The 12,580-nt window shown below is 69.5% G+C and carries 13 protein-coding genes; 12 read left to right on the top strand and 1 reads right to left on the bottom strand.

Annotation, left to right across the window (positions count from 1 at the left end):
• The first annotated feature begins 12 nt into the window (after positions 1 to 12).
• From ruvX to nusB, 10 genes are all read left to right on the top strand, one after another.
• Positions 13 to 477: a Holliday junction resolvase RuvX gene (gene ruvX, locus ACTWQR_RS08975; protein WP_443226508.1), complete on the top strand. Its 465-nt coding sequence runs from the start codon at positions 13 to 15 to the stop codon at positions 475 to 477.
• 132 nt (positions 478 to 609) lie between these two features.
• Positions 610 to 2,442 carry an endolytic transglycosylase MltG gene (gene mltG / locus ACTWQR_RS08970; RefSeq protein ID WP_443226399.1) on the top strand — a complete coding sequence of 611 codons (1,833 nt, stop codon included), beginning with the start codon at positions 610 to 612 and terminating at the stop codon, positions 2,440 to 2,442.
• Positions 2,443 to 2,450: 8 nt separating this feature from the next.
• On the top strand, positions 2,451 to 3,278 hold the full coding sequence (locus ACTWQR_RS08965; protein WP_443226398.1) for a shikimate dehydrogenase: 828 nt from the start codon (positions 2,451 to 2,453) through the stop codon (positions 3,276 to 3,278).
• A gap of 327 nt (positions 3,279 to 3,605) precedes the next feature.
• Complete coding sequence (aroC, locus tag ACTWQR_RS08960) at positions 3,606 to 4,790, top strand: chorismate synthase (protein WP_443226397.1); 1,185 nt, start codon at positions 3,606 to 3,608, stop codon at positions 4,788 to 4,790.
• A gap of 5 nt (positions 4,791 to 4,795) precedes the next feature.
• On the top strand, positions 4,796 to 5,311 hold the full coding sequence (locus ACTWQR_RS08955; RefSeq protein WP_443226507.1) for a shikimate kinase: 516 nt from the start codon (positions 4,796 to 4,798) through the stop codon (positions 5,309 to 5,311).
• A complete protein-coding gene (gene aroB, locus ACTWQR_RS08950) occupies positions 5,308 to 6,402 on the top strand; it encodes a 3-dehydroquinate synthase (RefSeq protein ID WP_443226396.1) in 1,095 nt (364 codons plus the stop codon). Before ACTWQR_RS08955 ends, aroB begins: the two co-directional genes overlap by 4 nt.
• Positions 6,403 to 6,641: 239 nt before the next feature.
• The gene (locus tag ACTWQR_RS08945) at positions 6,642 to 7,565 is read left to right on the top strand and encodes a Pro-rich N-terminal domain-containing protein (RefSeq protein WP_443226395.1); all 924 of its coding nucleotides are present in this window, start codon (positions 6,642 to 6,644) and stop codon (positions 7,563 to 7,565) included.
• A gap of 215 nt (positions 7,566 to 7,780) precedes the next feature.
• A complete protein-coding gene (locus ACTWQR_RS08940) occupies positions 7,781 to 8,887 on the top strand; it encodes a M24 family metallopeptidase (protein ID WP_443226394.1) in 1,107 nt (368 codons plus the stop codon).
• 59 nt (positions 8,888 to 8,946) lie between these two features.
• Positions 8,947 to 9,513, top strand: a complete 567-nt coding sequence (gene efp / locus ACTWQR_RS08935; RefSeq protein WP_443226393.1) for an elongation factor P — start codon at positions 8,947 to 8,949, stop codon at positions 9,511 to 9,513.
• A 2-nt stretch (positions 9,514 to 9,515) separates the two neighbouring features.
• Positions 9,516 to 9,950 carry a transcription antitermination factor NusB gene (nusB, locus tag ACTWQR_RS08930; protein ID WP_443226392.1) on the top strand — a complete coding sequence of 145 codons (435 nt, stop codon included), beginning with the start codon at positions 9,516 to 9,518 and terminating at the stop codon, positions 9,948 to 9,950.
• Positions 9,951 to 10,161: 211 nt separating this feature from the next.
• On the opposite strand, the gene bldD is transcribed toward nusB, so the two are convergent.
• Positions 10,162 to 10,662 carry a transcriptional regulator BldD gene (gene bldD / locus ACTWQR_RS08925; RefSeq protein ID WP_027751102.1) on the bottom strand — a complete coding sequence of 167 codons (501 nt, stop codon included), beginning with the start codon at positions 10,660 to 10,662 and terminating at the stop codon, positions 10,162 to 10,164.
• Positions 10,663 to 10,906: 244 nt separating this feature from the next.
• Between bldD and pyrR the strand changes: the two genes are divergently transcribed.
• Together pyrR and ACTWQR_RS08915 are read left to right on the top strand one after the other, a co-directional pair.
• A complete protein-coding gene (gene pyrR / locus ACTWQR_RS08920) occupies positions 10,907 to 11,497 on the top strand; it encodes a bifunctional pyr operon transcriptional regulator/uracil phosphoribosyltransferase PyrR (protein WP_443226391.1) in 591 nt (196 codons plus the stop codon).
• A 104-nt stretch (positions 11,498 to 11,601) separates the two neighbouring features.
• Positions 11,602 to 12,579: an aspartate carbamoyltransferase catalytic subunit gene (locus tag ACTWQR_RS08915; RefSeq protein WP_443226390.1), complete on the top strand. Its 978-nt coding sequence runs from the start codon at positions 11,602 to 11,604 to the stop codon at positions 12,577 to 12,579.
• The last annotated feature ends 1 nt before the right edge of the window (position 12,580 follow it).

Raw genomic sequence — 12,580 nt, 5'->3', positions numbered from 1 at the left:
GACGAGCGGGTCATGCGCCGCGGCCGCCGTCTCGCCATCGACGTCGGGGACGCCCGCATCGGGGTCGCCTCGTGCGACCCCGACGGGATCCTCGCCACTCCGGTGGAGACCGTGCCGGGACGCGATGTCCCCGCCGCCCAGCGGCGGTTGAAGCAACTCGTCGACGAGTACGAACCGATCGAGGTCGTGGTCGGACTCCCTCGCTCCCTCAAGGGGGGCGAGGGCCCGGCCGCGGTCAAGGTCCGCGCCTTCGCCCAGGATCTCGCCCGCATGATCGCCCCTGTTTCGGTGAGGCTCGTGGACGAGAGGATGACTACCGTGACGGCCAGTCAGGGATTGCGCGCCTCGGGCGTGAAGTCCAAAAAGGGCAGAGCGGTCATTGACCAGGTAGCGGCCGTGATCATTCTTCAGCAGGCACTGGAGTCCGAACGAGTGTCGGGTATATCTCCGGGCGAGGGCGTCGAAGTGGTCATCTGATCGCGATACGGTAACGTTCCGCGCGATGCGGAGGTGTTCGAATAACCTCCATAACCTCCGCACAGGAGAAGAGGCGGACAAGAGCCGTGCCGCAACAGCCAGCGGCCGCCGCCTCGCGGCTCTAGGGGATCGATGACTGAGTATGGCCGGAGCCCAGGCTCCGAACCGTGGCATCCGGAGGACCCGTTGTACGGGGACGGCGGATGGGGAGGGCAGGAGGGCCACGAGCCCCAGTCCCCCTACGGCGGCCAGCCGCAGCACTATCCGCAACAGCCGCAGCAGCCGCAGTACGGCGACTGGGGCACGGGCCAGCAGGGCGGCTACGACCAAGGGCAGCAGCAGTACGCCCAAGGACAGCAACAGCAGCAGCCCTACGGCCAGGGGCAGCAGCAGTACGGCGACCAGGGTCCGCAGCAGTACAACAACCAGGGCGGCCAGGGCGGTCAGCAGTACGGCAACGGCCAGGGCGGTCACCAGTACGGCAACGGCCAAGGTGGTCAGCAGTACGGCAACGGTCAAGGCGGTCAGCAGTACGGCAACGGCAACGGTCAGGGTGGCCAGCAGTACAACGGCGGCTGGGACACGGGGCAGCAGCAGCCCCAAGTCCCGTACGGTGCCGATCCCTCCGGCTCTTATGGGAATCAGCCAGGTGCGTACGGCGGCCAGCAGCACGACTATTACGGGACCCCCGACGCGTATCCGCCGCCGGAGCCGCCCAGCCGCCGCGGTGCCGAGCCCGAGTCGCGGACCGACTGGGACCCGGGTCCCGACCAGGGCGAGCACGCCTTCTTCGCGGGCGGCGACGATGACGACGACGACTTCGACGACGACGACTCTCAGGGTCGACGGGGTAAAGGCGGCAAGGGCAAGAAGGGCAAGGGCGGCAAGAAGCGCCGCAGTGGCTGTGCCTGCCTGGTCCTGACGCTCGTCTTCGTCGGTGGTGTCGGCGGAGTCGGCTATTTCGGCTACCAGTTCTACCAGGATCGTTTCGGCGAGGCTCCCGACTATGCGGGGGACGGCACGAGCGAGCAGGTCACCGTCACCGTTCCCAAGAACGCGACCGGCTACGCCATCGGGCAGGCGCTGAAGGACAAGGACGTCGTCAAGAGCGTCGACGCCTTTGTGACCGCGCAGGCGAATAATCCCAAGGGTGACTCGATTCAACCGGGCGTCTACACGCTCAGCAAGGAAATGTCCGCCAAAAGCGCTGTTGCGCTCATGCTCGACCCCAAGAGTCGTAATAACCTGATCATTGCCGAGGGTAGGCGTAATGTCGAAGTATATACGCTGATCGACAAACGCCTTGAGCTCAAGAAAGGCACGACCGCGGCGGTCGCGAAGAAGGAGTGGGACAATCTCGGTCTGCCTGAGTGGGCGAACAACGGCAAGGACATAAAGGATCCGCTGGAAGGGTTCCTCTATCCGTCCAGCTATCCCGTCTCCAAGGGCATGAAACCCGAGGATGTCCTGAAGGAAATGGTCAAGCAGGCGACGGTGAAATACAAGGAATTCGGGCTCGAGTCGAAGGCCGAAGCGCTGGACCTGAAGAACCCACTGCAGCTCCTCACGGCGGCGAGCCTCGTTCAGGTCGAGGGCAAGTACGATCACGACTTCCGCAAGGTCGCCCGCGTCGTCTACAACCGCCTCAAGCCGGGCAACCTCGAGACGGTCGGCAGGCTGGAGTTCGACTCCACCATCAACTACATCAAGGGTCAGAGCACCCTGGACCTCGGGCCGGTTTCTCAGCTGCGGCAGATCAAGGACCCGTACAACACGTACGACATCAGGGGACTTCCGCCGGGCCCCATCAGCAACCCCGGCAAGGAAGCGATCGAGGCCGCGATGAAACCGACCCCCGGGCCCTGGTACTACTTCGTGTCGATCAACGAGGACAAGACGGTGTTCTCGGTCACCAACGAAGAACACAACAAGAACGTGGAAGAGTACGAGAAGGAACGGAACTAACAAGGTCAATGAGGACAGCGAAGCGCGCCGGGGTTGTCGGCTCGCCCATCGGCCACTCTCTCTCCCCAGTGCTGCACAGGGCCGCTTATGCGGAGTTGGGCCTTACTGACTGGATGTATGGGCGTTTTGAGGTCGATGAGGCCGGACTGCCCGGTTTTTTCGAGAAGCTCGACACGTCGTGGGCCGGGCTGTCCCTTACCATGCCGTTGAAACGGGCGGTCCTTCCGCTGCTTGACGAGATCAGTGAGACGGCGGCCTCGGTTGAGGCGGTCAACACCGTCGTGTTCACCGAGGACGGGCGTCGCGTCGGCGACAACACCGACATTCCCGGGATGGTCGCCGCCCTGCGTGAGCGGGGAATCGAACAGGTGGAGTCCGCGGCGATTCTCGGCGCCGGCGCCACCGCGTCCTCCGCGCTGGCCGCGCTCGCGCGGATCTGTACGGGCGAGGTCGTCGCGTACGTCCGGAGCGAGGCGCGCGCCGCCGAGATGCGGCAGTGGGGCGAGCGGCTCGACGTGGAGGTGCGTACGGAGGACTGGGCGGACGCCGAACGGGCCCTGCGGGCCCCGCTCGTGATCGCGACGACGCCCTCGGGCACCACCGACTCCCTCGCGGCCGCCGTTCCCGAGCGGCCGGTCGCGCTCTTCGACGTCCTGTACGACCCGTGGCCGACCCCTCTCGCGGCGCGCTGGTCGGCGTACGGCGGCGCCGTCGTCAGCGGTCTCGACCTGCTTGTGCACCAGGCGGTGCTCCAGGTCGAGCAGATGACGGGCCGCGTACCTGGCCCGCTGGACGCCATGCGAGAGGCAGGGGAGAAAGCGCTCGCGGGCCGCTAGGTTCCGGTTTCCGGTTCCGCGGCGCCGACGCGAGAGCGCCCGCCGACTAGCTCTCGGCCCAATCAAGCCCATCCCCGACGTGCCGTACGCGCAAGGACGCGGCGCCGACTGTCTGGGCTCGTACGCACCCGGCCTCGCCAGGACGACGCCACGACCTGACGAGGTCGCGTCCGCCTGATGGACCGGCGGCCGGGTCGGGGGCGCGGACGTGGGAGGATCGGAAGTGGCGGGCCAGGGCCGCGCACCCGGTCGCGCCGTCGCCGTACGCGAGGACGCGCGTACGCAAAGGCAGTACGCAGTACCAGGGCGCGAGCATGAGGAGCACCGTTGAGCAGGTTGCGTTGGCTGACCGCGGGGGAGTCCCACGGTCCCGCACTTGTCGCGACGCTGGAGGGCCTTCCCGCCGGCGTGCCGATCACCACGGAGATGGTGGCGGACCACCTGGCCCGGCGGCGGCTCGGGTATGGGCGCGGTGCCCGGATGAAGTTCGAGCGGGACGAGGTCACCTTCCTGGGCGGCGTACGTCACGGGCTGACCCTCGGTTCGCCAGTCGCGGTCATGGTGGGCAACACCGAGTGGCCCAAGTGGGAGCAGGTCATGGCGGCCGACCCCGTCGACCCGCAGATCCTGGGTGAGCTGGCGCGCAACGCGCCGCTGACGAGGCCGCGGCCCGGTCACGCGGACCTGGCGGGGATGCAGAAGTACGGCTTCGACGAGGCCCGGCCGATCCTGGAGCGGGCGAGTGCCCGTGAGACGGCGGCGCGGGTGGCGCTGGGTGCGGTGGCCCGGTCGTACCTGAAGGCGACCGCCGGGATCGAGGTCGTCTCGCACGTCGTGGAGCTGGCGGCCGCGAAGGCGCCGTACGGTGTCTACCCCAAGCCGTCGGACGTCGAGAAGCTCGACGCCGACCCGGTGCGCTGCCTCGATGCGGACGCGTCGAAAGCGATGGTCGCGGAGATCGACCAGGCCCACAAGGACGGCGACACCCTCGGTGGCGTGGTCGAGGTGCTGGCGTACGGGGTGCCGGTGGGCCTCGGCTCGCATGTGCACTGGGACCGGCGGCTGGACGCCCGGCTGGCGGCCGCGCTGATGGGGATCCAGGCGATCAAGGGGGTCGAGGTCGGTGACGGTTTCGACCTGGCGCGGGTGCCGGGCTCGAAGGCGCACGACGAGATCGTGCACACCGAGGACGGGATCCGGCGGACCTCGGGGCGTTCCGGCGGTACCGAGGGCGGCCTGACGACCGGTGAGCTGCTGCGCGTGCGGGCGGCGATGAAGCCGATCGCGACCGTGCCGCGCGCGTTGGCGACCATCGACGTGGCGACCGGTGAGGCCGCCAAGGCGCATCACCAGCGCTCGGACGTGTGCGCGGTGCCGGCTGCAGGAATCGTGGCCGAGGCCATGGTGGCGCTGGTGCTGGCGGACGCGGTCGCGGAGAAGTTCGGCGGCGACAGCGTGCCGGAGACGCGCCGCAACGTCGAGTCGTACCTCGAGAACCTGGTCGTGCGGTGAGTCCGCTGAGTGCGCCGCGGGTGATCCTGGTCGGGCCGATGGGCGTCGGCAAGTCCACGGTGGGCGCGCTGGTCGCGGAGCGGCTCGGCTGTGCCTACCGGGACACCGACGACGACATCGTGGCCGAGCAGGGCCGCACCATCGCGGACATCTTCCTCGACGAGGGGGAGGCGGCCTTCCGCGCGATCGAGAAGCGGGCCGTGCACAAGGCGCTGGCCGAGCACGACGGCGTACTGGCGCTGGGCGGCGGCTCGATCCTCGACGCGGACACCCGCGCACTGCTGGCCGGGCAGTCTGTCGTGTACCTCTCGATGGACGTCGAGGAGGCGGTCAAGCGGACCGGGCTGAACGCCGCCCGGCCGCTGCTCGCCGTCAACCCGCGCCGGCAGTGGCGCGACCTGATGGAAGCCCGCCGCCACCTGTACACCGAAGTCGCCCGTGCGGTCGTCGCCACCGACGACCGTGGCCCCGAAGAGGTCGCCCAGGCGGTCCTCGACGCCTTGGAGTTGAAGCACGCATGAGCGAGCAGGCCCTCACTCGGATCCACGTCGGCGGCACGGCGGGCACCGACCCGTACGAGGTGCTGGTGGGCCGTCAACTGCTGGGCGAGCTCGGTGCGTTGATCGGCGATCGGGCCAAGCGGGTCGCGGTGATCCACCCCGAGGCGCTCGCCGAGACCGGTGAGGCGCTGCGGGCCGACCTGGCCGGGCAGGGCTACGAGGCCGTCGCCATCCAGGTGCCCAACGCCGAGGAGGCCAAGACCGCAGAGGTCGCGGCCTACTGCTGGAAGGCGCTGGGCCAGTCCGGCTTCACACGTACCGACGTCATCGTGGGCGTGGGTGGCGGTTCGACCACCGACCTGGCCGGGTTCGTCGCGGCGAGCTGGCTGCGCGGGGTGCGCTGGGTGGCCATCCCGACCACGGTGCTGGCCATGGTGGACGCGGCGGTCGGCGGCAAGACCGGCATCAACACCGCCGAGGGCAAGAACCTCGTCGGCGCCTTCCACCCGCCCGCCGGTGTGCTGTGCGATCTGGCGGCGCTGGACTCGCTGCCGGTCAACGACTTCGTGTCCGGGCTCGCCGAGATCATCAAGGCCGGCTTCATCGCCGACCCGGTGATCCTCGAACTCATCGAGGCCGACCCGCAGGGTGCCCGTACCCCGGCCGGTCCGCACACCGCCGAGCTGATCGAGCGCTCCATCAAGGTCAAGGCCGAGGTCGTCTCGTCCGACCTGAAGGAGGCCGGGCTGCGGGAGATCCTCAACTACGGGCACACGCTCGCGCACGCCATCGAGAAGAACGAGCGCTACGAGTGGCGGCACGGTGCGGCGGTCGCGGTGGGTATGCACTTCGCGGCCGAACTGGGCCGACTGGCAGGGCGGTTGGACGACGAGACCGCGGACCGGCACCGCACGGTCCTGGAGTCCGTCGGGCTGCCGCTGAGCTACCGCTACGACCAGTGGCCCAAGTTGCTGGAGACCATGAAGGTCGACAAGAAGTCCCGCGGCAACCTGCTGCGCTTCATCGTCCTGGACGGCCTGGCCAAGCCCACCGTCCTGGAGGGGCCCGACCCGGCGGTCCTCCTCGCGGCCTACGGCGAAGTGGGCGAATAGCTCCCCGGGGCACCGCTTGGGCCGATTTGCCTTGTGCGGATGGGCACTTCGGACCGTTCCCGGCCGTTCACCAAACGGCGGCCGGGGACGGTACCGTTCGGTAGGGAGCGGGGCAGGTACCCCGCTGCCAGCGCCAATCGCCTGCGGCGAGTGAGCTGAAGGGGCGCGTCGGGCTCTCGAAACCGACTGAGGCGCCCCGGAGGCGAATGAGTCAAGGACACGAGACGGAGTGGCACCGGATGCAGGACGCAGTGGGGTCTCCGCTGCCGCCGCCCCACCAACCGGGGCACGGACCGGCCGTCGGCTGGTCGTCGGCCGCGCAACACCCGGGACCGCACCACCCGGGCACGCACCCGGGCCCCGCGCCTGCGAGTCTGCCCGCGGGTCCCGCGCCCGTGGGTCCGCCGCCCGGCTTCGCCGGAGTGCCGACGGGGCCCGGCGCACCGCACCCGCCGAGCCACGCGCCGGCGTCGCATCACCCGGGCCCGCCGCGCCACGCTCCCGTACCGCCGACACCGGACACCACGGGTCATGTGCAGCTGCCCCCGGGCGGCCCCGTCCCCATGCCGAGCGCGCCGCCCGCGACCGGCACGCCCGACCCCACGTCCACGACGCTCGCCGTTCTGCTCATCGGCCCGGCCGGCGCCGGGAAGACCAGCGTCGCCAAGTACTGGGCGGGCCACCGCCGGGTGCCCACGGCGCACATCAGCCTCGACGACGTACGTGAATGGGTGCGCTCGGGCTTCGCCGACCCGCAGTCGGGGTGGAACGACAACTCGGAGGCGCAGTATCGTCTCGCCCGCCGCACCTGCGGCTTCGCGGCCCGCAACTTCCTGGCCAACAACATCTCCTGCATCCTCGACGACGCGGTGTTCCCCGACCGGCCCGTCGTGGGCCTCGGCGGCTGGAAGCGGCACATCGGCCCCGGGCTGCTGCCGGTCGTCCTCCTGCCCGGCCTGGAGATAGTCCTGGAGCGCAACGCCGAGCGCTCCGGAAACCGCCGCCTCACCGACGAGGAAGTCGCCCGCATCCACGGCCGGATGGCCGGCTGGTACGGGTCGGGGCTCCCCATCATCGACAACTCACAGCTCGACGTGCCGACCACGGCGCGAGTCCTGGACGACGTACTGGCACGGTCGATCGCGAGCCCGCCCCAGTGGTAGGGGACGTTCGAGGGGACTGAGCCCACCCACCCCACCCAGGGCACGCAGGGGCGCGGGGCTGTATCGATATGCGGCTCCGCCGCGCGGGCGCGACAAGCCCCCACAGACCCGCACCCGGCAAACAACCGTCGAACCCACCACATCCCCCGAACGGCACCCGCCCACTCGGCCTCCCTCAACCGGCGCCAACCCCCCGGAGCTCTTACGCTCGGGTCATGTCAGAGGTGTACGCGGCCCGCCGGGAGCGGCTACGGGAACGTTGCACGGCGGGCGGCAACGCGACCGCGCTGGTCTCCCGTCCCGCCAACGTCCGCTATCTAGCGGGTATGGCGCCGCTCGGCGCCGTTCTCCTGCTGGGCAAGACCGAGGACCTGCTCGTATGCGGCGGTCCGCCTGATACCCCACTGGACGAGGGCCGGCCGGACGAAGCCCTCCGGGTCCACCCGCTGCCGAGCCCCGGCGGCGACCCCGCCGTCGCCGCCGCGGACCTCGCGGCGGCCCAGGGCGCCGAGTCCCTCGCCGTCGAGGAGCACCACCTCACCGTGGCGCGGCACCGCGCGATCGGCTCGGTGGTGCCCCGGCTGCGCCTCGGCGACCTCGGCGGAGCCGTCGAGCAGCTGCGCGTGGTCAAGGACGAGGAGGAGATCTCCTGTCTGCGCATCGGCGCGGAGATCGCCGACCAGGCTCTGGGCGAGCTCCTGGAGTCGATCCTCGTCGGCCGCACCGAACGCCATCTCGCCCTGGAGCTGGAGCGCCGCCTCGTCGACCACGGCGCCGAGGGCCCGGCCTTCGCGACCTCGGTCGGCACGGGGCCGAACTCCGGGCGCGGCGGCCACCGACCCACCGACCGCCGGGTCGAGGAGGGCGATTTCCTCTCCGTCTGCCTCGGCGCGGTCTACCGCGGCTACCGCTGTGAGATCGGCCGCACGTTCGTCATCGGCACCTCGCCCGCCGACTGGCAGATCGAGCTGTACGACCTCGTCTTCGCATCCCAGCGCGCCGGACGCGAGGCTCTCGTACCCGGCGCCGCCTACCGTGACGTGGACCACGCGGCCCGTCAGGTACTCGACTCCGCGGGGTATACGGATGGCCTTCCTCCGCTGACCGGGCACGGTGTAGGGCTCGAAATCGACGAGGACCCGCAGTTGGCCCCCGCGGCCATGGGTAAACTGGACGCTTGCGTGCCGGTCACCGTCGAACCGGGGGTCCACCTTCCGGGCCGGGGCGGTGTCAGGATCGATGACACGCTCGTCGTACGCCCTGAGGCGGACGGCGGACCCGAGCTACTCACCATCACGACCAAGGAGCTGCTCGCGCTCTAGCTTCGAGCTGTCGCGCCTGCCCCGTGGTCGTCCACGTCAGTCCAGGAGATTCCGCAACCGTGGCTTCCACGAACGACCTCAAGAACGGCCTGGTGCTCAAGCTCGAAGGCGGCCAGCTCTGGTCCGTCGTCGAGTTCCAGCACGTCAAGCCCGGCAAGGGCCCGGCCTTCGTGCGCACCAAGCTCAAGAACGTGCTCTCCGGCAAGGTCGTCGACAAGACGTTCAACGCCGGCGTCAAGGTCGAGACGGCCACGATCGACAAGCGCGACATGCAGTTCTCGTACATGGACGGCGAGTACTTCGTCTTCATGGACATGGAGACGTACGACCAGCTCCACGTGGACCGCAAGGCCGTCGGCGACGCCGCCAACTTCCTCATCGAGGGCTTCACCGCCACCGTCGCGCAGCACGAGGGCGAGGTGCTCTTCGTCGAGCTGCCGGCCGCCGTCGAGCTCGTCATCCAGGAGACCGAGCCGGGCGTCCAGGGCGACCGCTCCACCGGCGGCACCAAGCCCGCCATCCTGGAGACCGGCCACCAGATCAACGTGCCGCTCTTCATCACCACCGGTGAGAAGATCAAGGTCGACACCCGCACGAGCGACTACCTCGGCCGGGTGAACAGCTAACCGTGGCTGCCCGCAACACGGCCCGCAAGCGCGCCTTCCAGATCCTCTTCGAGGGCGACCAGCGCGGCGTGGACGTCCAGACGGTCCTGGGGGACTGGATTCGGCACTCCCGGACCGACACCCGGCAGCCGCCGGTGAGCGAGTACACGATGCAGCTTGTCGAGGGCTACGCGAACTACGCGAAGCGCATCGACGAGCTCATCGCGCAGTACTCCGTCGGCTGGACACTCGACAGGATGCCCGTCGTCGACCGGAACATCCTGCGTCTCGGCGCGTACGAGCTGCTTTGGGTCGATGAGACTCCGGACGCTGTGGTGCTCGACGAGGCTGTACAGCTTGCCAAGGAGTTCTCGACGGATGAGTCGCCCGCCTTTGTGAACGGGTTGCTCGGCCGCTTCAAGGAGCTGAAGTCGTCGCTGCGTCGCGACGAGGTCTGACCTTCAGCTCAAGTGCTCCGTGCCGTCCGCTGTGAGGTGCGGGCCGTATTGGGCCGGTCGCACAGTTCCCCGCGCCCCTACCGGGGCGTGCACGAATGCCGGAGGGCCCCCAGCGAGACTGCTGAGGGCCCTCCGGCGTTCCCGTACGTGTGGGGCCTCTGAGGGTTTCCGGCCGCCCCGGCGGCACGTTTCTTCTCAGTGGTGGTACGGGTCAGGCGTCTTCGTGGGAGACCGCGCGGCGCGCGTCCGCGTCCAGGACGCCCCAGCTGATCAGCTGCTCGGTGAGGACCGAGGGCGACTGGTCGTAGATGACGGCGAGCGTGCGAAGGTCGTCCTGGCGGATCGACAGCACCTTGCCGTTGTAGTCGCCGCGCTGCGACTGGATCGTGGCCGCATACCGCTGGAGAGGACCCGCCTTCTCGGCCGGGACGTGGGCCAGCCGCTCCAGGTCCAGGACCAGCTTCGGCGGCGGCTCGGCGGCGCCGCCAGGCGTGGTGCCCGGCAGCAGCTCCTGCACCGGCACGCCGTAGAAGTCCGCCAGCTCGGCAAGGCGCTGCACGGTCACGGCGCGGTCGCCGCGCTCGTAAGAGCCGACCACGACCGCCTTCCAGCGTCCCTGGGACTTCTCCTCGACGCCGTGGAGGGAAAGGCCCTGCTGGGTGCGGATGGCGCGGAGCTTGGCCCCGAGCTGTTTGGCGTATTCGCTGGACATATAGCTCCCCGGACACTGTGTCATCATGCGGCTCCGCCGCGCGGCTGGTGACTCACTGTGAGGTTACGCAGCGTGACTCTGCCCCGTCAAGCCGAATGGTCCGGACCGACCCTTCCGTGGGAGTCACGCAAACGTGACGACAGGGTGGTGATCAGGGCTGTTGCCGGGCTGGTACCGTGGATGGCGCAATTCCGACGTCCTTTAATGATCCGTCCAGTGAGGCGGAGAAGGAGGTCCGTTTTTTATGGACTCAGAGCAGGACAAGCAGCAGTACGAATCCGATGCGCGGGCCGTTCTCGAAGCCCCCGACATCGCGCGGGTCCTGACCCGCATCGCCCACGAGATCGTCGAGCGCGCCAAGGGCGCCGACGACGTGGTGCTCCTCGGCATCCCGACCAGAGGCGTCTTCCTCGCCCAGCGGCTCGGCGCCAAGCTCGAGGAGATCACCGACCGCAAGATCCCGGTCGGCTCCCTCGACATCACCATGTACCGCGACGACCTGCGCATGCACCCGCCGCGTGCGCTGGCCCGTACCGACATCCCAGGTGACGGCATCGACGGCCGCCTGGTCGTCCTCGTCGACGACGTGCTCTTCTCCGGCCGCACCATCCGCGCGGCGCTCGACGCGCTGAACGACATCGGCCGCCCGCGCGCCGTGCAGCTCGCGGTCCTCGTCGACCGCGGCCACCGCGAACTCCCGATCCGCGCCGACTACGTCGGCAAGAACCTCCCCACGTCGTTGCGGGAGACGGTCAAGGTCCAGCTCGCCGAGGAGGACGGTCGCGACACCGTGCTGCTCGGTGCGAAGCGGACCTCCCAGCCCGGCGAGCAGTAGCAGGGTTCAGGCGTACGCCCACTCGTACGGCCCCCTCAGCGCGCCCCTGCGCGTCCGCGCGCCCGAATCCTCCCGATCTTGAACTGCCTTACGGAGCCTGACAGATGCAGCGTCATCTCATCTCGGCCGCCGACCTCACCCGCGACGACGCCGTCCTGATCCTCGACACCGCCGAGGAGATGGCCCGGGTCGCCGACCGGCCGATCAAGAAGCTGCCGACCCTGCGCGGCCGCACCGTCGTCAACCTCTTCTTCGAGGACTCGACCCGCACCCGGATCTCCTTCGAGGCCGCCGAGAAGCGCCTCTCCGCTGACGTCATCAACTTCACCGCCAAGGGATCCAGCGTCTCCAAGGGCGAGTCCCTGAAGGACACCGCCCAGACCCTGGAGGCGATGGGCGTCGACGCCGTCGTCATCCGGCACGGCGCCTCCGGAGCCCCGTACCGCCTCGCGACCTCCGGCTGGATCGACGCCGCCGTCATCAACGCCGGTGACGGCACCCACCAGCACCCCACGCAGGCCCTGCTCGACGCGTTCACCATGCGGCGCAGGCTCGTCGGCCGGGACGCGGGCCTCGGTCACGACCTGGCGGGCAAGCGCATCACGCTCGTCGGCGACATCCTGCACAGCCGGGTCGCCCGCTCCAACGTCGACCTGCTGCACACCCTCGGTGCCGAGGTCACCCTCGTGGCCCCGCCGACCCTGCTGCCGGTCGGCATCGGATCGTGGCCCTGCGAGATCTCGTACGACCTCGACAGCACGCTGTCCAAGTCCGATGCCGTGATGCTGCTGCGCGTCCAGCGCGAGCGGATGAACGCGGCGTTCTTCCCGACCGAGCGCGAGTACTCGCGGCGCTACGGGCTCGACGGCGACCGCATGGCGAAGATGCCCGAGCACGCCATCGTGATGCACCCCGGCCCGATGGTCCGCGGCATGGAGATCACCGCCGAGGTCGCCGACTCCGCGCGCTGCACGGCGATCGAGCAGGTCGCCAACGGTGTCTCGATCCGGATGGCCGTCCTCTACCTGCTGCTCGGCGGAAACGAGCCCGCCGTCACCCACACCCGTACCGAGGAGAAGTAAG

Origin of the sequence: Streptomyces sp. 2A115 (genome assembly GCF_052245575.1) — a bacterium.
In the GTDB taxonomy this organism is placed as follows: domain Bacteria; phylum Actinomycetota; class Actinomycetes; order Streptomycetales; family Streptomycetaceae; genus Streptomyces.
This window is presented reverse-complemented; position numbering and strand designations above follow the sequence as displayed.

Excerpts from the sequence above, each read along its gene's own strand:
- ruvX (WP_443226508.1), top strand. The coding sequence starts at position 13 with ATGCGCCGCGGCCGCCGTCTCGCCATCGACGTCGGGGACGCCCGCATC.
- mltG (WP_443226399.1), top strand. The coding sequence starts at position 610 with ATGACTGAGTATGGCCGGAGCCCAGGCTCCGAACCGTGGCATCCGGAG.
- ACTWQR_RS08965 (WP_443226398.1), top strand. The coding sequence starts at position 2,451 with ATGAGGACAGCGAAGCGCGCCGGGGTTGTCGGCTCGCCCATCGGCCAC.
- aroB (WP_443226396.1), top strand. The coding sequence starts at position 5,308 with ATGAGCGAGCAGGCCCTCACTCGGATCCACGTCGGCGGCACGGCGGGC.
- ACTWQR_RS08945 (WP_443226395.1), top strand. The coding sequence starts at position 6,642 with ATGCAGGACGCAGTGGGGTCTCCGCTGCCGCCGCCCCACCAACCGGGG.
- ACTWQR_RS08940 (WP_443226394.1), top strand. The coding sequence starts at position 7,781 with ATGTCAGAGGTGTACGCGGCCCGCCGGGAGCGGCTACGGGAACGTTGC.
- bldD (WP_027751102.1), bottom strand. The coding sequence starts at position 10,662 with ATGTCCAGCGAATACGCCAAACAGCTCGGGGCCAAGCTCCGCGCCATC.
- pyrR (WP_443226391.1), top strand. The coding sequence starts at position 10,907 with ATGGACTCAGAGCAGGACAAGCAGCAGTACGAATCCGATGCGCGGGCC.
- ACTWQR_RS08915 (WP_443226390.1), top strand. The coding sequence starts at position 11,602 with ATGCAGCGTCATCTCATCTCGGCCGCCGACCTCACCCGCGACGACGCC.